19 protein-coding genes and 1 pseudogene are annotated in these 15,927 nt (G+C 72.3%); 9 read left to right on the top strand and 11 right to left on the bottom strand.

Annotation, left to right across the window (positions count from 1 at the left end; genetic code table 11):
- Nucleotides 1-140 precede the first annotated feature (140 nt).
- On the top strand, nucleotides 141-785 hold the full coding sequence (locus ACIBAG_RS11965) for a DUF6461 domain-containing protein (protein WP_399103826.1): 645 nt from the start codon (nucleotides 141-143) through the stop codon (nucleotides 783-785).
- Nucleotides 786-929: 144 nt separating this feature from the next.
- Here ACIBAG_RS11965 and ACIBAG_RS11960 read toward each other — a convergent pair whose 3' ends face one another.
- The 4 genes from ACIBAG_RS11960 to ACIBAG_RS11945 all read right to left on the bottom strand — a co-directional run bounded on the left by ACIBAG_RS11960 (nucleotide 930) and on the right by ACIBAG_RS11945 (nucleotide 3,389).
- Entirely contained in the window at nucleotides 930-1,496 is a 567-nt protein-coding gene (locus ACIBAG_RS11960) for a hypothetical protein (protein ID WP_399103823.1), read from the bottom strand.
- Nucleotides 1,480-1,977 (bottom strand): RNA polymerase sigma factor, encoded by a 498-nt coding sequence (locus ACIBAG_RS11955; protein ID WP_399103821.1) that lies wholly within the window; start codon nucleotides 1,975-1,977, stop codon nucleotides 1,480-1,482. Before ACIBAG_RS11955 ends, ACIBAG_RS11960 begins: the two co-directional genes overlap by 17 nt.
- 324 nt (nucleotides 1,978-2,301) lie before the next feature.
- Nucleotides 2,302-2,967, bottom strand: a complete 666-nt coding sequence (locus tag ACIBAG_RS11950; RefSeq protein ID WP_399103819.1) for a class F sortase — start codon at nucleotides 2,965-2,967, stop codon at nucleotides 2,302-2,304.
- Nucleotides 2,964-3,389: a sortase-dependent protein gene (locus tag ACIBAG_RS11945; protein ID WP_399103817.1), complete on the bottom strand. Its 426-nt coding sequence runs from the start codon at nucleotides 3,387-3,389 to the stop codon at nucleotides 2,964-2,966. Before ACIBAG_RS11945 ends, ACIBAG_RS11950 begins: the two co-directional genes overlap by 4 nt.
- Nucleotides 3,390-3,726: 337 nt before the next feature.
- Between ACIBAG_RS11945 and ACIBAG_RS11940 the strand changes: the two genes are divergently transcribed.
- The 3 genes from ACIBAG_RS11940 (at nucleotide 3,727) to ACIBAG_RS11930 (ending at nucleotide 8,311) form a co-directional block, all read left to right on the top strand.
- Nucleotides 3,727-7,002, top strand: a complete 3,276-nt coding sequence (locus tag ACIBAG_RS11940) for an FG-GAP-like repeat-containing protein (protein ID WP_399103815.1) — start codon at nucleotides 3,727-3,729, stop codon at nucleotides 7,000-7,002.
- A 126-nt stretch (nucleotides 7,003-7,128) separates the two neighbouring features.
- Nucleotides 7,129-7,551 carry a DUF6153 family protein gene (locus ACIBAG_RS11935; RefSeq protein WP_399103813.1) on the top strand — a complete coding sequence of 141 codons (423 nt, stop codon included), beginning with the start codon at nucleotides 7,129-7,131 and terminating at the stop codon, nucleotides 7,549-7,551.
- A 115-nt stretch (nucleotides 7,552-7,666) separates the two neighbouring features.
- On the top strand, nucleotides 7,667-8,311 hold the full coding sequence (locus ACIBAG_RS11930; protein ID WP_399103811.1) for a DUF305 domain-containing protein: 645 nt from the start codon (nucleotides 7,667-7,669) through the stop codon (nucleotides 8,309-8,311).
- Nucleotides 8,312-8,473: 162 nt separating this feature from the next.
- On the opposite strand, the gene ACIBAG_RS11925 is transcribed toward ACIBAG_RS11930, so the two are convergent.
- From ACIBAG_RS11925 to ACIBAG_RS11915, 3 genes and pseudogenes are all read right to left on the bottom strand, one after another.
- Nucleotides 8,474-9,583, bottom strand: a complete 1,110-nt coding sequence (locus ACIBAG_RS11925) for a hypothetical protein (protein WP_399104499.1) — start codon at nucleotides 9,581-9,583, stop codon at nucleotides 8,474-8,476.
- A 111-nt stretch (nucleotides 9,584-9,694) separates the two neighbouring features.
- Nucleotides 9,695-10,396: pseudogene (locus ACIBAG_RS11920) on the bottom strand (response regulator transcription factor); the annotation flags it as partial.
- Nucleotides 10,397-10,464: 68 nt separating this feature from the next.
- The gene (locus tag ACIBAG_RS11915) at nucleotides 10,465-10,854 is read right to left on the bottom strand and encodes a MarR family winged helix-turn-helix transcriptional regulator (protein ID WP_399103809.1); all 390 of its coding nucleotides are present in this window, start codon (nucleotides 10,852-10,854) and stop codon (nucleotides 10,465-10,467) included.
- Nucleotides 10,855-11,192: 338 nt separating this feature from the next.
- On the opposite strand from ACIBAG_RS11915, the gene ACIBAG_RS11910 reads away from it, so the two are divergent.
- The 3 genes from ACIBAG_RS11910 (at nucleotide 11,193) to ACIBAG_RS11900 (ending at nucleotide 12,384) form a co-directional block, all read left to right on the top strand.
- Nucleotides 11,193-11,627: a VOC family protein gene (locus tag ACIBAG_RS11910; RefSeq protein WP_399103807.1), complete on the top strand. Its 435-nt coding sequence runs from the start codon at nucleotides 11,193-11,195 to the stop codon at nucleotides 11,625-11,627.
- A gap of 98 nt (nucleotides 11,628-11,725) precedes the next feature.
- The gene (locus tag ACIBAG_RS11905; RefSeq protein ID WP_399103805.1) at nucleotides 11,726-12,094 is read left to right on the top strand and encodes a DUF6479 family protein; all 369 of its coding nucleotides are present in this window, start codon (nucleotides 11,726-11,728) and stop codon (nucleotides 12,092-12,094) included.
- A gap of 101 nt (nucleotides 12,095-12,195) precedes the next feature.
- Complete coding sequence (locus ACIBAG_RS11900) at nucleotides 12,196-12,384, top strand: hypothetical protein (RefSeq protein WP_399103803.1); 189 nt, start codon at nucleotides 12,196-12,198, stop codon at nucleotides 12,382-12,384.
- Here ACIBAG_RS11900 and ACIBAG_RS11895 read toward each other — a convergent pair.
- A complete protein-coding gene (locus tag ACIBAG_RS11895) occupies nucleotides 12,356-12,934 on the bottom strand; it encodes a hypothetical protein (protein ID WP_399103801.1) in 579 nt (192 codons plus the stop codon). The two genes, ACIBAG_RS11900 and ACIBAG_RS11895, sit on opposite strands and share 29 nt — an antisense overlap.
- Nucleotides 12,935-13,099: 165 nt before the next feature.
- On the opposite strand from ACIBAG_RS11895, the gene ACIBAG_RS11890 reads away from it, so the two are divergent.
- On the top strand, nucleotides 13,100-13,561 hold the full coding sequence (locus ACIBAG_RS11890) for an FxLYD domain-containing protein (protein WP_399103799.1): 462 nt from the start codon (nucleotides 13,100-13,102) through the stop codon (nucleotides 13,559-13,561).
- 60 nt (nucleotides 13,562-13,621) lie between these two features.
- Here ACIBAG_RS11890 and ACIBAG_RS11885 read toward each other — a convergent pair whose 3' ends face one another.
- Nucleotides 13,622-14,428, bottom strand: coding sequence for a carboxypeptidase regulatory-like domain-containing protein (locus tag ACIBAG_RS11885; RefSeq protein WP_399103797.1), 807 nt, complete (start codon nucleotides 14,426-14,428; stop codon nucleotides 13,622-13,624).
- A gap of 171 nt (nucleotides 14,429-14,599) precedes the next feature.
- On the opposite strand from ACIBAG_RS11885, the gene ACIBAG_RS11880 reads away from it, so the two are divergent.
- Nucleotides 14,600-14,758, top strand: a complete 159-nt coding sequence (locus ACIBAG_RS11880) for a hypothetical protein (RefSeq protein WP_399103795.1) — start codon at nucleotides 14,600-14,602, stop codon at nucleotides 14,756-14,758.
- 74 nt (nucleotides 14,759-14,832) lie between these two features.
- Here the strand turns inward: ACIBAG_RS11880 and ACIBAG_RS11875 are convergent, their stop codons facing one another.
- Together ACIBAG_RS11875 and ACIBAG_RS11870 are read right to left on the bottom strand one after the other, a co-directional pair.
- The gene (locus ACIBAG_RS11875) at nucleotides 14,833-15,111 is read right to left on the bottom strand and encodes a hypothetical protein (protein WP_031498105.1); all 279 of its coding nucleotides are present in this window, start codon (nucleotides 15,109-15,111) and stop codon (nucleotides 14,833-14,835) included.
- Nucleotides 15,112-15,179: 68 nt separating this feature from the next.
- Nucleotides 15,180-15,878, bottom strand: a complete 699-nt coding sequence (locus ACIBAG_RS11870; protein ID WP_399103792.1) for a TetR/AcrR family transcriptional regulator C-terminal domain-containing protein — start codon at nucleotides 15,876-15,878, stop codon at nucleotides 15,180-15,182.
- Between the last annotated feature and the right edge of the window lie 49 nt (nucleotides 15,879-15,927).

The following is a 15,927-nucleotide window of genomic DNA, read 5'->3' as shown; positions in this document are numbered from 1 at the left end:
CCAGTTGCTCGGATGCAGCCGGTTGGTGGTGACCACGAGAACCGTAACCACACGGATGCCATCTCCCGACAACGCCCGCACCGACAAGTTGGACAGCATGTCGGCCACCGCTGTCAGTGGCCGCTGGCAGTATGCACCGCATGACCTCGGCCACCGCAGCTGACTACAGCTGGATACGTTCCTCGGGCTCGCCTTTCCGGTACGCGCTGGAGTACGGGTACACCCTGACGCTGGTGCGAGGAGTCTCGCCCGACGAACTGCTCAGGGTGGCGGATGCCGAGCCGCGAGGTGTGTGTGAGGGGCTCGCCGAGCTGATCGAGCGGCATCAGGAGCTCCTGGACGAGTCCGACGACTGGCCCGAGTCCTTTCTCGCCGGTGCGTTCAGCGTTGAGGGCGAGGGAGGGAGCTGGACCCTCGCCCTGGAGTTCGGCGGGGACTTGGGGACTCGGCCCAGCTTCATGGAGGCCCTCTCCCCCGGGACGCGTGCCGTCTCGCACTCGAGCAACGGCGGAAAGCCCATGGACTTCTTCCACTGGTACGAGAACGGCGAGTTGCGGACCACCTTCGAGTGGCCGGCGGACCGGTCCGGCAGCACTCCCGATGAGCTGAACGCGATGATGAGGGAGGTCGGTCTCAACCCGTCGGGTGACCAGGACCCCGGTATCCATCGCAAGGCAGCCGTCTTCGCGCTGACCGAGCGCCTCACCGGCGTACGAGTGACCGAGGAACTGCTGGCAGGGGCCGAATACCGGACCGGTGAGGTGCCGGAAGAGCCCGTGGAGTAGTGGAAGGGCGTCACCGTCGACATCGCGGGTGCGCACGGCGCACGGCGCCCGGTGCGGCGCACCGACGTACGGACTGAGCACACCGGCCGACGTCCGAACTGAGCACAACGGCCGACGTCCGGATTCGAGCAGATCAGCTCCGACTCAGCGGGACTCCCCGCCGCTGTCCGCCGACGACTGCTCGGGCGCATTCGGCGGCGCGGTCGACGGCCCAGTGGGCGGTGCGGTCGACGGCGCGGTCGTGGCCGGCGAACCGCCCGGCGTCCGGGATTCCTCCGGCCGCCCGGCACTCCTCGCAGCCGAAGGAACCGCAGTCGCCGCAGTCCCTCCAGGACCCGCCGTCCCCGGCGGCACCGTCGGTGTCGGTGCGGCCGATTCGGTGGGCCGTGCCGACGGGGTGGGAGTCGGCAAGGGCTCGGGCGTGGTCGTGCGGGTGGTTGCCGGTGGGGGTGCCAGCGGGGGTGTTCGGGTCGTGGGGGCGTCGGGGGTGGCGAAGTGGAGCGGTACGGCGATCAGGGCGGCGGCCGCAACCGTCGCGCCCACCCCCGCCGCCGTACGCAGCAGACGGCGTCGCGAGGCCCTGCGGCGAATCGCCTCGTAGTGGCCGGGGGGTGGGGCCAGGTAGTCCGAGGGCGGGCGCAGGATCACCGCTACGGGGTCGTCCGGGGACAGTTCCGGGACGTCCGGGTCCTCGTCAAAGCGTGTGGTCAAGGCTTCTCCTCAGGTGGACGCGGAGCAGTTCGCGGGCCGCGTGGAGGTCGGCCTTGACGGTTCCTTCCTTACGTCCGGTCAGCACGGACACCTCCCGGATCGGCATGTCAGCGTAGTAGTGGAGGAGGATGGGGATGCGGAGGCGTTCGGGCAGCTGCTGGATCAGCAGGCGTACGGACGGGTCCGCCTGTTCCGTATGGGAGTTGGCCTCGGCCTCGGCCGTCACCCGGCGCATCGCCTTGCGCTCCCGCTCCAGTTTGCGCCAGTGGTCCCGGACCAGGTTGGCCGCCGTCACGTAGAGGAAGCCGCGTGGTTCCTCCACCCGGCTCCAGCGGGCCCAGAGCCGGGTGAAGGCCTCGGAGGCGATCTCGTGGGCCGTCTCGTCGTCGTCGACCAGCCGGCGGCACCAGCCGGCCAGGCGCGGGTACAGGGCGGCGAACAGCTCGGACGCCGCCTTGTCTCGGGATCGGGACCGTTTCAACGCTCTCCAGGGTCGTGAGGAACTCGCACCGTCGGGCACCGGCACCACCGGCCGCCCCGCGGCATCCGGCGCCCGCGCGGCATCCGGCGCCCGCCCGCCCGCGTGGGGGAAGATGCCGGGCCGTCGGAAGGCGTTCCGAACGCCCGGATCCGTGGGCGGGTGGGTGGGTGCCGTGCCGTGACTGCGCGGGAGTCAGTGGACCGTCGGCGCAGCCGGAGTCAGTGGGCCGTACTCGTAGCCGAAGTCAGTGGGCCGTACTCGTAGCCGAAGTCAGCAGGCCGCAGCCTCGCAGCCAAAGTCAGCGAACCGCGCACGCAGCCGAAGTCAGCGCGCCGCAGTCGCAGCCGAAGTCAGCGTCGCGAACACGATCACGTTGTCCCGGTACTCGTCCCCGTCCCGCGGCCCCCCGCACGTAATGAGCCGCAGCTCCGGACGGTCCACGTCCCCGTACACGTCGTCCGCCGGAAACTCCGCCTTGGCCACCGTCCGTACCGCACTCACCGTGAAGTCCGCCGAGCTGCCGTCCTCCCTGCGCGCCACGATCCGGTCGCCCCGGCGCAGGCTCGCGAGGTGCCGGAACACCCCGTCCCCGTAGGCGCCCACCGTGACATGGCCGAGGATGACCGACGGGCCGACCTGACCCGGCGTCGGCGAGTGCCGGTACCAGCCGGCGCGGTCGTCGGCCGTGATCGGCGGCACCTGCACCGTGCCGTCCGGCGCCAGGTCGAGCCGTATGACGGGGGTGTCCACGTCGATCGCCGGGATCCGGAGGCGGACGGGGGCCGAACGGCCGAGCACGCGGGTCGAGTTCGCGGATGCCGACGGAGACGGAGCTCCGTCAGCCCCCCTCGTGCCCCGCCCTCTCCGGGATCCTCCGCCCGCCGCCTGCCCCGATTCTCCGCCCCCGCAGCCCACCAGCAGCGAGGCCATCGTCGCCGTCGCCGTGGTGGCGAACGCGCGTCGGGAGAGCGGACGCCGGGCCCGCGTCATGCCCCGTGCGCCCGGCGACGCCGTACGACGAAGGCCGTCGCGCCACCGGCCAGGAGCACGGCGGCGGCACCGCCTGCGATCAGCCCGCCCTCGGTGCCGGACGACGACGAGGCCGCACCGACTCCGGTGTCCGGCGCGCCCGACGGTACGACGGAGACCTGCCCGCCCTCCGGCGCCGCGGTCGGTCGGGCCTCCGACGGCGCCGAGGGCACGGGCGTTGCGGGGCGGGTCGGCTCGGCGCTCGGTGCCGCGGTCGGCTTGCCGCTCGGTGCCGTGGTCGGCTCGGCGCTGGGTGCCGGGGCGGTGGTGGCCGTCTTGGCGGGGGCCGGCGTCGGGGACGTTCCGTCGGCGAAGGCGGACGTGGTGCTCGCCAGCAGGGCGGTGCACGCGAGTGCCATGGCGCTGAGGACGGTTCGGCGCATTGAATCGCTCTCTTTCGTCGGCCCGCCCGGTACTCGGTGACCGGCGGGCTGGGTGACGGGTCGAGCGGAGAGACGACGCGGCGGCGGGGCGGGTTGTAAAGGGATGGCAAAGTCACGCGAGAGGGCGCACAGTCGGCCCCCTCATCGTCAGCCGTGGTCTCGTTGCCACGGCAGGCGGCGGCGCGTCATGGACATGCTGTTACGCTCCCTCCACGCGCGTGGGGGGTACGGCCGGGGGGCCGAGCGAGAAGCCGGAGCGCTGCCGAGTGTCCCGCCATGCCTTCGTCTTGTCTTCCCAGGATTTTGTCTTCCCAGGATTGCCTTCCCAGGAGGAACGGTGGCCCGACTCGGCCGACGCCGGCGCAGACCGGCCCTTGGCTCACGTTCAGGTTCAGACTCAGTACGTCTCAGATCCACAGCGGCACAGACGGTCGTACTCGCGGCGGCGCTGAGCCTCAGCCTGCCGCTCACCGCGACCCCCGCCACCGCCGCGCCCGCACCGCTCACGGCCGCCGCGCCCGGGGAACTCGTCCTGCCCGCCGCCCCGCGTGCCGTCCCGCGCGCCACCCAGATCCTCAACGCGGGCACCACCGGGTTCCTCTGGGCCCAGGAGGGTGACGACCGGCTGCTGTGGACGCAGTACGCGACCGGCACCACGACCGCGCTGGAGCAGCGGCTGGAGGTGCCGGTCCAGTACGACATCGACACCGGCTACTTCCAGCAGGCCGCCTCCTTCCAGACCGGCTACTACGGGGACGGCTCCGACACCGTCGCCCTGTACTCGGAGGAGGACCACCAGGTCACCCTCGCGCAGGGCGCGGGTGCCTCGGGCGGCACGAGCGTGGTGCCGGTGCCCGAGGGCCACACCTACCAGGGCACCTTCGGCGACACCGTCCTCACCAGCACCAGCGGGGTCAACGGGAACCCGGACGCCTACCACCTGTGGCGCGTCCAGGACGGGGGCGGGGTCACCGAGACGCCCGTGACCGGGCTGCCGGACGGTGCGGGCGACATCCAGGTCGAGGACGGCGACGCGCGGTCCGTCATCCTGCGCCACGGCGCGAGCGACGGCGGCTGGGGCCACTGGGGCATCGTCGACCTCGCCACCGGCGTGTTCAGCCCGCTGCCCGACCGGGTCAACGAAACGGACAACTGGGAGGTGACCCGCTTCCGGCTGGGCGCCGACTCGGTGCTGCGGCTCCGGGACGGGCGCGGCAAGGCGGACCTGTACGACCGCGCCGACCTGTCCGCCGCGCCCCGTACGTTCGACACGGCGTCCCTGACCCACGAGGCCGCGTACGGCATCGTCGGTGACAGGCTGCTCGGCGTGGAACCGGTGTGGCCCGGCAACAACAAGTACCGGGGCCAGCCCCTGTGGGCCCTCGCCTCCGACGGCACCGACACCTCCATGACCGAGGTCATGGACCCGGCCGCCCACCAGATCGTCCAGGCGCCGGACGGCTCCGTCCTCGTGGCGGGTGCCGAGAAGTACGTCGACCAGGGCGACCTCGACTGGGGCGTGTACCGGATCGCCCGGGGCGCGGACGGCTCGGTCGGCCGCAGCCGGGTGACCGCCGTGCAGCCGATGCCCGCCGGGGTCCGCGGTCTGTCGATCGGCAACGGCATCCTCACCACGTCCGACAACAGCACGCTGTACGAGCCGGACACGATCGTCGGCGCCTACCGCAGCACCTGGCTCACCCCGGGCAGCGCCCCGAGCGTGGCCAGGACCAGTGTGGACGGGCTGGTCAACGGCGGCGACGGCAGCCGGCTGCTCGCCGACGGCACCGGTCGCCACGGCCGCCGCAACGCCTCGGAGTCCGGTCTGACGATCCTGCGCGCCAACGGCACCGTCCCGTGGGGTCCGGCGCTCGACACGGGCGACGACACGCCTCAGCTGAAGAGTCTGTCCGGTCGGTACGCGGTCATCGACGGTGCCTCCTCCGGCCGGCAGTACATCGCCGAGTTCCCCGTCGACGGGACGGCCCCGAAGGTCCTGCAGAAGCGTGACCGGGTCGCCGCCGCCGTCTGGGGCGACACCCTGTGGAGCGGCGCGGCCACGGGAGGCAAGGTCACGGCCACCCGGCTCCCGTCCGGCACCGTCGTGGAGTCCTTCACCACCCGCGACGGCTGCACCCCGTCCGATCTCCAGGCCGTGGGCCGCTGGATCTACTGGGCCTGCGTGGACAACTCGGGCACGGTCCAGGGCGCGGGCGTCTACGACCGTACGGCCAAGCGCACCGCCACCGCCCCGGGCGACAGGGTCCTGCTCGGCGACGGCTACCTCGTCCAGCGCGTCGGCGGTACCCAGTCGACCAGCGGGCTGAACCTCATCGATCTGCAGGGCGGGCTGCCGGCCAGCGGGAGTCACACGGACCTGCCCAGCCGCAATCTCGTGGGGTGGACCGACATCGGGCGGGACAGCCTCACGCCGGGTGCCCGCTGGACGGTGGACCGCTTCGGTGGCGGCGTCGCCTACGCCGACACCGAGCACCGCGTCCACCTCGTGCCGACCGGTGTCCCCGCCTCCGCGCCCACGGTGATCGACTCCACGGTCACCGCCGGGTCCGCGGGTTTCTCGGGCACCTGGTGGCTGTCGAAGCCCGTCGCCGCCTGGACGGTCACCGTGCGCGACAAGGCGTCCGGCGCAGCCGTCCGCACCCTTTCCGGCTCCTCCGCACGCGGTCTGCTGAAGGCCGCCTGGAACGGCAAGGACTCCGCGGGCCGCCTGGTCAACAACGGCACCTACACCTGGACGCTCACCGCCCAGCCCGCCGACGGCCAGGGCGCCGCCCTCTCCCGCACCGGCACCGTGAAGGTGACGGCCGGATCGGCGGCTCCGCGCGACTACGCCGGCAGCGACGGCGTGGGTGACGTCCTGACCCTCGACTCCGCCGGCACGCTCACCGTCCAGCGCGGCACCGGCACCGGCACGCTGGGCAGCAAGGTCTCCGGCTCCGGCTGGTCCACGAGCTCGAAGTTCGTGCCGTTCGGCGACCTCGACGGCGACCGCTGCAACGACGTCCTGGTCCGGCTGAGCAGCGGCGCCCTGCGCGCCTACCGTCCGGCCTGCGGCACGGCCGCGACGCCCACGACGCCGTACACCTCGCTCGGCACCTCCGGCTGGAACGCGTACGACATCCTGACCTCGCCCGGCGACGTCAACGGCGACCGGCGGCCCGACCTGATCGCCCGCCAGGCGTCCACCGGGGACGTCTACCTCCTCAAGGGCACCAGCACCGGAACGCTTTCGGCCCGCGTCAAGATCGCCTCGCAGTGGACCGGCTACAAGAAGATCATCGGCGCCGGCGACCTGAACGGCGACGGCCGCGGCGACCTCCTCGCCCAGGACAAGTCCAACGAGCTCTGGCGCTACGACGCGAACACCACGAGCACGGGCGGCTTCAAGGCGCGCGTGAAGGTCTTCAACGACTGGGGTGCCTCCTACAACGCGGTGGTCGGAGTCGGCGACTTCACCGGCGACGGCCGCGCGGACCTCGTCTCCCGCGACACCTCCGGCAACGTCTGGCGCAACAACGGCAACGGCAAGGGGTCGTTCGGCGGCCGTACGCGGATCGCGACGGGCTGGCAGGGCTACAAGGCCGTCATGTAGAGGGCCGTCATGCAGAGGGCCGTCATGCAGCAGGCCCGGGTTCCTGGATCCGGGCCTGCTGCTGCACCGGCCGATTTCCGCAGACGTGGGTGAACCGGACGCCGGCAGCCTACGTACGATGAGGGCGTGACAGCCCGCGCACAGCGCCACCGTGCGCCGCGGCTCCCGATCGCGGGACCGTGGCGCGTGTTTGTGCTGCTCGGGCTGCTCGCCGGGCTGTTCGGGATGCACGGGCTCGCGCCCGGCGGCGCGGTCGCGGTCACCGCTCATCACCCGGGCACCCACGAGCGGGCCATGAGCGTCCATACGACGGACATGACCGACGAGACCGCCTGTCACGGCGGCGTCGCGGGCGGCGGACACGCCCAGCACGCCGACCCGACCTGCGCCTCCGGCGCCGTCGGTACGGGACCGGTGCTGCCGGTCCTGCTGGCCGATCCGGCCGGCAGCGCCCTGCCCGGCGACCTCGACGGCCGGTCGGTGGCCGCCGCGCCGGAGGGCGGGCGCGCGCCTCCCTCACTGGCCGAACTGCAGATCCTGCGGACCTAGGACAAGGCCGAGCCGTCCCCGCCGCCACCTGTGCGGGCGTACGGCACTCAGCCATGCCCGTGTCACGCCCTCCCCGAGGGCACGGCAACTCACGTACTTCGCAGGAGTTTCCAGCATGACCAGCACACGTACCCTGATCCGTCGCGCCGCCCTGGCCGCGACGGCCACCACCGCCGCCCTCGTCCTCGCCGCGTGCGGCGGTGACGGCGGCTCCGACACCGCGGCCGGGGCGAAGACGTCGTCCCCGGCGAGCGCCGACGCGGCGACCACCGGCGCCCACAACGACCAGGACGTCACCTTCGCCCAGGGCATGATCCCGCACCACCAGCAGGCCTTGGAGATGGCCGAGCTGGCCGCGGACCGCGCCTCCTCGGCACAGGTCAAGGACCTCGCCGCGCGCATCCAGAAGGCGCAGGACCCGGAGATCAAGACCATGTCGGGGTGGCTGGAGTCCTGGGGTGAGGACGTGCCGTCGGCGGCGCCCGGCATGGACCACTCCGGTCACTCCGGTGGGTCCGGGATGGCCGGGATGATGGACAAGGAGGACATGGACAAGCTGTCGAAGGCGTCCGGCAAGGACTTCGACACCATGTTCCTGACCATGATGGTCGAGCACCACGAGGGCGCCGTGGAGATGGCCGAGGCCGAGAAGTCGAAGGGCAGCTACGGCCCGGCGACCGAGCTGGCCGACGCCGTCATCACCGCCCAGACCGCCGAGATCGAGGAGATGAACAAGCTGCTCGGCAAGAACGGCGGCTGACGCTCCGACGGGCGGCGGGGCGTGGCCACCTCTTGTGTGCCGCACACCCCGTCGCCCGCGATGTCGGGCGGCTCCAGGTCCCTGCGCATCCCGGCAGGAGCGGCCGCCGTACGCGCCCGCCGGAGTCGGCGCCTCGGCGGCCTCGGCGGCCTCGGCGGCCCGCTAGAAGATGCTCCCGGTCATGGGCTGCTTGAGTCTGTCGAGGATCTCGTGCATCCACGGGCTGCGCACGACCGGCAGCCGGACCAGGGCGTGTTCGAAGGTTCGTCTGTCGGCTCGGAAGAAGTCATGAGGGTGCGGTGCGGGCGACTCGTCGCGCAGGACGCCGTCGGGCATACGGCCCGACGCGGGCACCGGCAGACCCCGCTCGGGATAGGCCAGCCACCGCCACACACCGAACTGCACCGGCACCGGGCAGGCCGAGGCGGCCGGCCCGCCCGGGGTCCAGGGCTCCCCCGTCTGCGGATGGGCCGGCACGAGGAGGATGTCGGCGTCCGGGTCGGGGGCGGGCAGTCCAGGTCCGGCCAGAACCGCACGCCGCGCGGGCGGGCCCCCGGGCAGCAGGGCGTCGAGGGCGCGTTGGAACACCTCGTTGACCAGCCCGTCCGGGACGGTCACCGGCCGGCCTTCCGAGGCCGCCAGCAGGTGAGCGAGCGCCCGGCCGGCCGCCGCCTCCCACCGCGGGCTCCACGACCACCAGTTGTTCAGCCCCAGCCGTGATCCCCACACGGCGGTGACCGGCTCGAACGGGGGCGTGCCCGTCCCCTCCGCCATCACCTGCCCCCAGGACAGCGGCTCGGCGTCGGCGCCGTCGACGGGGAGGCGGCGCACGGCGTCCGGGGCCAGCCACACCGCCTGCCAGAGCGAGCAGTCGTCGATCCGGACGGCCACGGCCAGGCCGCATACCTCGCAGGCCATGTTGGGGCCGTCGGCGCCGGTGAGGCCGCAGCAGTAGCCGCCGGCCTTCTCCGGGATCAGAAGCGTGCCGCGGACGTCCCCGGGGGAGACGACGATCGCGCCGGGCGCGCCGTCGGACACGGAAGCGACCGGCGCGTAGATGCCGCGGGCCTCCGCCTCCTCCGGATCGACCTCCTCCCACCTGCGCCACGGCGGCCCCCACGGCTCCGGATCCACGGCGAACGTGCCCGGCTCCATGAGGACCGGGAGCTGAATCCCGTTCCCGTACTGCTGATGCGCGTGGGCCGGCAGAACGACCTGGGACAGCGGGGCGGTCAGCGTGGCGCCGCACCCCGCACAAACGAAAACGAACAACTGCCCTCCGCTGGGAAACAGAGGCATCGTCGCAGCCGAGCTCCGGCCGGCCAACGCGTTTTCGTCCGCCGTGGGCCAGGAGGGCCGGCACGGGCCACGACGCGAAACGTCAGCCGGCGCCCCGAGCCAGTACCCGAAACCGCGCCGCGTATGGATCAGCCCCGGCTCCCCCGGATCGCTGTCCACCTTGCGACGCAGCCGCGAGACCAGCTTCTCGATCGCCTCGTTGGCCCGGAAGTCGCCCCAGACATGCCGGCTGATCTGCTCCTTCGACAGCACGCACTCGGCGTTGACGAGCAGCTGCCGCAGCAGCCGGTACTCGGCGGGAGTGAGGTCGAGGGAACGCGCACCGCGCCGGGCCCGGCAGGTGGCGTCGTCCAGCACCAGGTCGCCGTAGCGGGGCAGGCCGGCGGGACGTTCGGGGCAGCGGTGGCGCAGCAGGACGTCGACCCTCGCGAGCACCTCGGCGATCCGCAGCGGCTTGGTGACGTAGTCCTGTTCACCCCGGCCGAGTTCGGGGACGAGACGGTGGAGCGCGTCGCAGGTGGTGAGGAAGAGCAGGGGCGCGGCGGGCAGCCGGGGGAGGTGAGGCAGGAGTACGGCGTCCCAGACCGCCAGGTCGAAGCGGTGCTCGGTCAGCCGGGTCACACCCTCGGCGCCGGTGCCCGCCGCGCCGACCCGGTACCCGGCCAACTCCAGGGTGGTACTGAGGAGTTCACTGTCGCCCGGATCGTCCGCGACGACCAGGACGCGCTGCCCGTCCCCGCGGGGCGGCGAGGGTTTCTCCAGGAGGTTCGAGAGGTTCGCGTTCATGGCGGCACCCTTCGTGTGGGGGGATGCGCTGCGCGCCGGGGTGGGTCTTCGGGCGAAGGGGCCGCTCGTCAGGCCGTGGGCCCGAGGTCGGCCGGTACGTCGGCGCGGGTGACGAAGTCGTCCACCATGCGGTGGAAGAGCTCGGCCAGTGTGCGCAGGTCGTCCTCGGACCAGTGGGCCAGGGCCATGCGCATGCCGAGGCGGCCGGCGTCCCGGACACGTTCCACGGCCGCCCTTCCCGCCTCGGTGAGTTGAATACTCCAGGCGCGCCCGTCGTGCGGGTCCGCGGCCCTGACCCCATATCCGGCCCGCTCCCACTGCTGTACCTGGCGCGTGACATGGGACGCCTCCACCGCCAGCAGCCCCGCCAGCACGCCGGGCCGCATCGGTTCGCTCTCGGCGAGCCGGCGCAGTATCGCCACGGCGGCCCGGTCCAGGGTCAGGCCGGCCACGGCCATCAGGTACTCGTGCTGTCTCGCCCGGCCCGCCAGGTAGGTGACGCGCGTGAGGCACTTCTCGATCTCCAGTCCGGAACCTAGCCACCCCCTCCCTCTCGGCCACCTCCTCCACCTCGCCGATCTCCTCCACCTCACCGCTCTCCTCCACCTCGCCGATCTCCTCCGATCGACCGAGCAGCCCAGTACCAGGGGCCCGGCAGGACGCCCGGTCCCCGGGAATCAGACGCCAGGTGTTCGGGGTTCGCCAGACACGACCGTCGAAGAGCAGAAGCGCCACAGGGCCGCAAGGCCGCAAGGCCGCAAGGCCGCAGCACCGTAGACCCGAAGAGGAGCCGCACATGTCCGACGCAGCACCGACCGAACCCCCCGTACACGAACTGCGCCTGGTGGTCACGGCGGCCGACTACGACGAGGCGCTGCGCTTCTACCGGGACGTGCTCGGCCTTCCCGAGCGTGCCGCCTTCTCCTCCCCCGGCGGCCGGGTCACCATCCTCGACGCCGGGCGGGCCACCCTGGAGCTGACCGACCCGAACCACGCCGAGTTCATCGACGAGGTGGAGGTCGGCCGACGGGTGGCGGGCCATATCCGGGTCGCCTTCCAGGTGGACGACTCCACTGAGGCCACGGCCAGGCTGGCGGCCGCCGGAGCCGAGGTCGTCGCCGAGCCCACCCGGACTCCCTGGAACTCCCTCAACTCACGCCTCGAAGCGCCGGGGGACCTCCAGTTGACGCTCTTCACGGAGCTGGGCGAGGAGCCGGGCGGAGGTGAGTAACGCGCGTAGATCCGCGCTGACGAGCGGTTTGAGGTGCCCAAGCCGTCCCCACGATTCCCACAGGGAGCTTATTCGTCCGTTTCGGTGATAATTGGGGCATGAGTGCGACGACGTTTCTAGTAGCGGCGACGTCGAGTGAAGTACTCAACGTGATCGCCGCCTTTGTGGGTGGCCTGTTCATCGCCGGCGCACTGGTCTGGGCGGTGCAGTTCGGCATGCGGGTCCGTGATCGAGAACTGCCGCGGCCCAAGCCCGAGGAGCAGCCACACCTTCCCGACAGCGGCCCGGTCCACGAGGAGCGGGAGATACGGGAGCCGGACGAAGTGCCGCACGCGCACGGCAAGGAACGTCTCCTGCCGCACGAGTTGCACCACGCGGGCAGCAGGCGCAGCGAGGACCAGCACCGCAAGCGGTGGCTGCCGGGCAAGAGCGGCTCTTTCGGCGGCGGCGGTCTGGGACAGCTCTGAGCCGCCGGGAAATGCGGGCGACGGGGCGGCCCGCGCGATGTCACCCTGTCCGGACGACGACGTAGGCGCACGCTCGTGCACATGTCCGGACAGGGGGCGGATTGAGCAGACGACGTTATGTGGCCAGGGGTGTGCCCGGCGGCTACCGCATCTGGGACAACCGCGGCCGCCGTTTCTGGGGCGACCTCTACGAACTCTGCCCCGACGACCTGCTGACCGAGCTGAACGGCCGCAAGGATCCGGCCAGGATCAGCGAACTGCTCAGGCGTTCTCGCGCGTCGAAGCGCTAGAGGACCCGCGAGTGGACCCGTGAGAGGACCCGCGCATGCGCGAGGTGTCCGCGAGGTCCTGTGCCGTCGCGAGGGCCAGGATCACGAAGAAGTCGACCCCGACCATGATCACCGACCACACCGGCGCGTAGGGCAGGAACAGGAAGTGCAGCACCATGCTCAGTGACGCCACGAAGATGCCGGTGAGCCGCGCCCACCAGGCGCCCTTGAGGATGCCGTAGCCGACCGCCGCGACGAGGACGCCGAGGACGAGCAGCGTCCAGCCCCATCCCGTCAGGTTCATTTCGAAGACGTAGTCGCCGACACGGCCGTAGACGTCGTCCTCGGCGATCGCGGAGATGCCCTGGAGGACCGCCAGCAGCCCGTTCACCAGCATCAGCACACCGGCGAAGACGAGTCCGCCGGTGACCCAGCCGGGGGCGGCGGGTGCGGGCCGCTGTCCGCCGGTGGGTCCGGGTGCGGGGGTGGGGCCTGGGGTTCCAGGGTGGCTGTGGGCCGCATCGGTTGCCTGGGACCGCTGCTGCGACGGCTGCGACTGCTGCTGGCTCATGGCTACGACGATGGGTTCGGCCGCGGGAGGCCACCACGGGGGAAGGCCGAACGGGTGATGGCCGGGGTGCGGGCGCGGGCGTACGGATCTTCACTGGAGGAACCCGGACCGCAGGTGCCGAGCCAACCGGAACGCACCCCCCGGAACGCACCCGCTGGAGGAGCAATGCCCGGTCACCGAACGCGGTGGACGACGACCACGATCCTCACCACGACCGCCGCGCTGGCCGCCGCGCTTCTGGCCGGGTGCGGCGATGACGACGACACCCCGACCTCGGTGGCCAGCCGAGCGGCGTCCGCCTTCGCCTCGGCGACCGCGGAGGCGGGCCGCCAACTGGACGACATCGAGGGCGGCATCGACGCCAAGGACGCGGTGCGGCTGGGCGAGCCGGAGACCGCCTCGGACGGCCGTACGACCGTGAAGGTCACGGCGGAGAACACGACCGACTCGACGCGGTCCTTCGCGGTGCAGGTCAACTTCCGCGACGAGGACGGCAACTTCCTGGACGCCTCAGTGGTGACCGTGTCCGACGTGGCGGCGGGCGGGACGGGCAACGGCACCGCCCGCAGCACCCGCGACCTGGGCGGCGAGGTACGGGCGGAGGTGGCCAGGGCGGTGCGGTACTAGGTCGTGTCCGCAAAGTCCCGTCGCGGGGCAGGCGGGACTTTGCGGACACGGCCTAGGGGGTCAACGCCGGGTCCTGGGCGTGCCCTTCACGGTGATGTGGACCTGTTCGCTCGTCGCGCTGACGCCGTTCAGCGTCGCCGTCGCCTGGAGTCGGCCCGGGCCGGGAGTGAGGGCGCGGGCGGGGACGCAGGTCCACATGCCGTTGGGGGCGGTGGTGGTCGCGCAGACCTCGTTCTCCGCCGCGTCGCGGACCGTGACCTGGGCGCCGGGGTAGGCGGAGCCGTACATCCGGGGGGTCCCTTTCAGCGGTACGCCGGCCTGGGGGTGGTACAGGGTCGGCGCGGGCAGCCCGACCGTCACGGCGCAGGTGCCCCGCTCCCGCACGGTGCCGTTCGCGTCCCGCAGGACCAGGGCGCAGTCGGGAAGCCGGGTGCCGGGTTCGGCCTCCGGGGCGACCGACAGGACGAAGGGGAGCGTACGGCCCGCCCAGGCCTCGGACGCCGGCGTCCCCGTGAAGGTGTATGTCCCGGTGGCCCCACCCTGCGCCACCGATCCCCGGTACTCGAGCGCGGCGACCGGCGTACCCGTCACCTTCGCCAGCGCCGGTGCCGTCAGTGTCAGCGTGGAACCCGCACCCAGCCCAGCCCCCTCATGGCCGCCGACCTCGACGATCCCCTCCCGCCCGGGCTCGATGGTCGCCGCCGCCCACAGACCACGGCCGAGCGGGCCGGCTGATCCGGCCGAACCGACCGACCCGGCCGATTCCGTCGCGCCTTCGGTGCCGTACGTCACCCCCGCCCCGCACACAACGCCCGCGAGCGCGAGCGCGAGCGATCCGAGAACCGTCGTCTTCCAGGACCTGCTCATCGTCGCGGAGCTCCTCACACATGTCGGCGGCACCTTGTCTGCGATTGTCAGGGCGCGCACCCCCGGTGACGTGGCGTGTTCGGCCGTTCGGAGCAGGAGCGGCGTGTCCCGGGGGACGGGGGCGCCCGGCGGGCGCACGGTGAGCGGAGCTGTCGCCGTCGAGGAGGAACCGTGCTGCGTCGTGCCCTCGCCGCCCTGGCCCCCGTCCTGGCCGCCCTTGCCGTGGCCGGCCTGACGCTGTTCGCGGTACCGGCCGCGGCTCAGGACGGCCACGGCAACATCGAGCGGAACGAGTGGAACATCCCGCTCGTCGGCCTCCGCGTGTTGTAGAGCGGACGCCGGTGGATGCGGGCACCGCCTGCACCACACGCATGCCTCACCCCCGCCCGGCATCACCCGCCCGCCTAGCCCGCCCCCTCCCCATGCCGCACCGCCCTCTTCACATCCGCCTCGACCTCGTTGCGCGCGGTGCCCTGCTCCTTCGCGTACTCGGTCATCGCGCTCTGGACGTCGCGGGCGAGGTCGCGCCAGGCGCGCCAGGCCGTCTCGTACGTGTCGGTCTGGAGCTCGGTCCACGGGGTGTGGGCGGGCGGCCCGTACTGGTCCCGGAGCTCTTCCACCCTGGTGTGCGCCTGGTCCGCCGCCCGCTGCATGGCGACCAGTTCGTCGAAGGTGCGTGCCACGCGTCCGGATCCTCGGCCAGCGGGGCCACCGCGCCCGGTTCGCCACGCACACGGCGGGCGCCTCTCACTCAGACGGAGTCGGCGCGTGCCGCCAGCCGGGCCGCCAGCCCGTCGAGGATCGTCTCCACGCCGAACGCGAAGACCTCGTCGACCTGTTCCGCGAAGCTCTCCCCCCGCCGCTCCTGCGCCTCCATGCTGGCGCTCAGCCGTGGGTACTTCGCCGCGACGGCGGCGGCCTGCGCGACGGCCGCGGCCTCGTCCTCGGGCTGGGCGGCCGCGTCCTGCATCGCCCGTTCCTTGACCTCGGCGGCGTCGGTCGAGGTCATGAACGCCAGCCCCGTCACGAACATGAACGGGGTGCTGACCGCCCAGTCGAGATCCGCGTCCCGGAACCCGGCGGCCTCGAAGGTCTCGTACGCGCACTCCTGGAAGCGGGCCATGCCCTCGCTGTAGCCGGCATATGTGGTGATCACGCGGACCAGCCAGCGGTGCCGGTCGCACAGCTCACGTGCCGCGTACATCAGCTCGCGCGCCGCCGCCCGCCAGCCCACCGCCGGCACGTCCGGCAGCCGCACCTCGCTCCACACCTCGTCGGCCGCGAGGACCAGCAGGTTCTCCTTGTTGCCGACGTGCCAGTACATCGCCGTCGCCGCCGAGCCCAGCTTCTGGCCGAGCTTGCGCATGCTCAGGCCGTCGATGCCCTCGGCGTCCAGCAGTTCGATCGCCGCGCGGACGATCTGTTCACGGTTCAGGGTCTCTCGCGCCATGGGACCAGCGTAACCGTCACTTGCACACCGTAAAAGTTTTTCGACCAAA

The organism is Streptomyces sp. NPDC051243, assembly GCF_044455405.1.
Lineage (GTDB): Bacteria > Actinomycetota > Actinomycetes > Streptomycetales > Streptomycetaceae > Streptomyces.
Note: the sequence above shows the minus strand (reverse complement) of the source record. Positions and strands in the feature narration are given on the sequence as shown.

Coding starts and splice junctions, on each gene's coding strand:
- ACIBAG_RS11895 (WP_399103801.1), bottom strand. CDS start 12,934: ATGAGCCAGCAGCAGTCGCAGCCGTCGCAGCAGCGGTCCCAGGCAACC.
- ACIBAG_RS11915 (WP_399103809.1), bottom strand. CDS start 10,854: ATGGCCGTGGCCGGCCTGACCCTGGACCGGGCCGCCGTGGCGATACTG.
- ACIBAG_RS11870 (WP_399103792.1), bottom strand. CDS start 15,878: ATGGCGCGAGAGACCCTGAACCGTGAACAGATCGTCCGCGCGGCGATC.
- ACIBAG_RS11910 (WP_399103807.1), top strand. CDS start 11,193: ATGTCCGACGCAGCACCGACCGAACCCCCCGTACACGAACTGCGCCTG.
- ACIBAG_RS11905 (WP_399103805.1), top strand. CDS start 11,726: ATGAGTGCGACGACGTTTCTAGTAGCGGCGACGTCGAGTGAAGTACTC.
- ACIBAG_RS11930 (WP_399103811.1), top strand. CDS start 7,667: ATGACCAGCACACGTACCCTGATCCGTCGCGCCGCCCTGGCCGCGACG.
- ACIBAG_RS11890 (WP_399103799.1), top strand. CDS start 13,100: ATGCCCGGTCACCGAACGCGGTGGACGACGACCACGATCCTCACCACG.
- ACIBAG_RS11945 (WP_399103817.1), bottom strand. CDS start 3,389: ATGCGCCGAACCGTCCTCAGCGCCATGGCACTCGCGTGCACCGCCCTG.
- ACIBAG_RS11885 (WP_399103797.1), bottom strand. CDS start 14,428: ATGAGCAGGTCCTGGAAGACGACGGTTCTCGGATCGCTCGCGCTCGCG.
- ACIBAG_RS11950 (WP_399103819.1), bottom strand. CDS start 2,967: ATGACGCGGGCCCGGCGTCCGCTCTCCCGACGCGCGTTCGCCACCACG.
- ACIBAG_RS11965 (WP_399103826.1), top strand. CDS start 141: ATGACCTCGGCCACCGCAGCTGACTACAGCTGGATACGTTCCTCGGGC.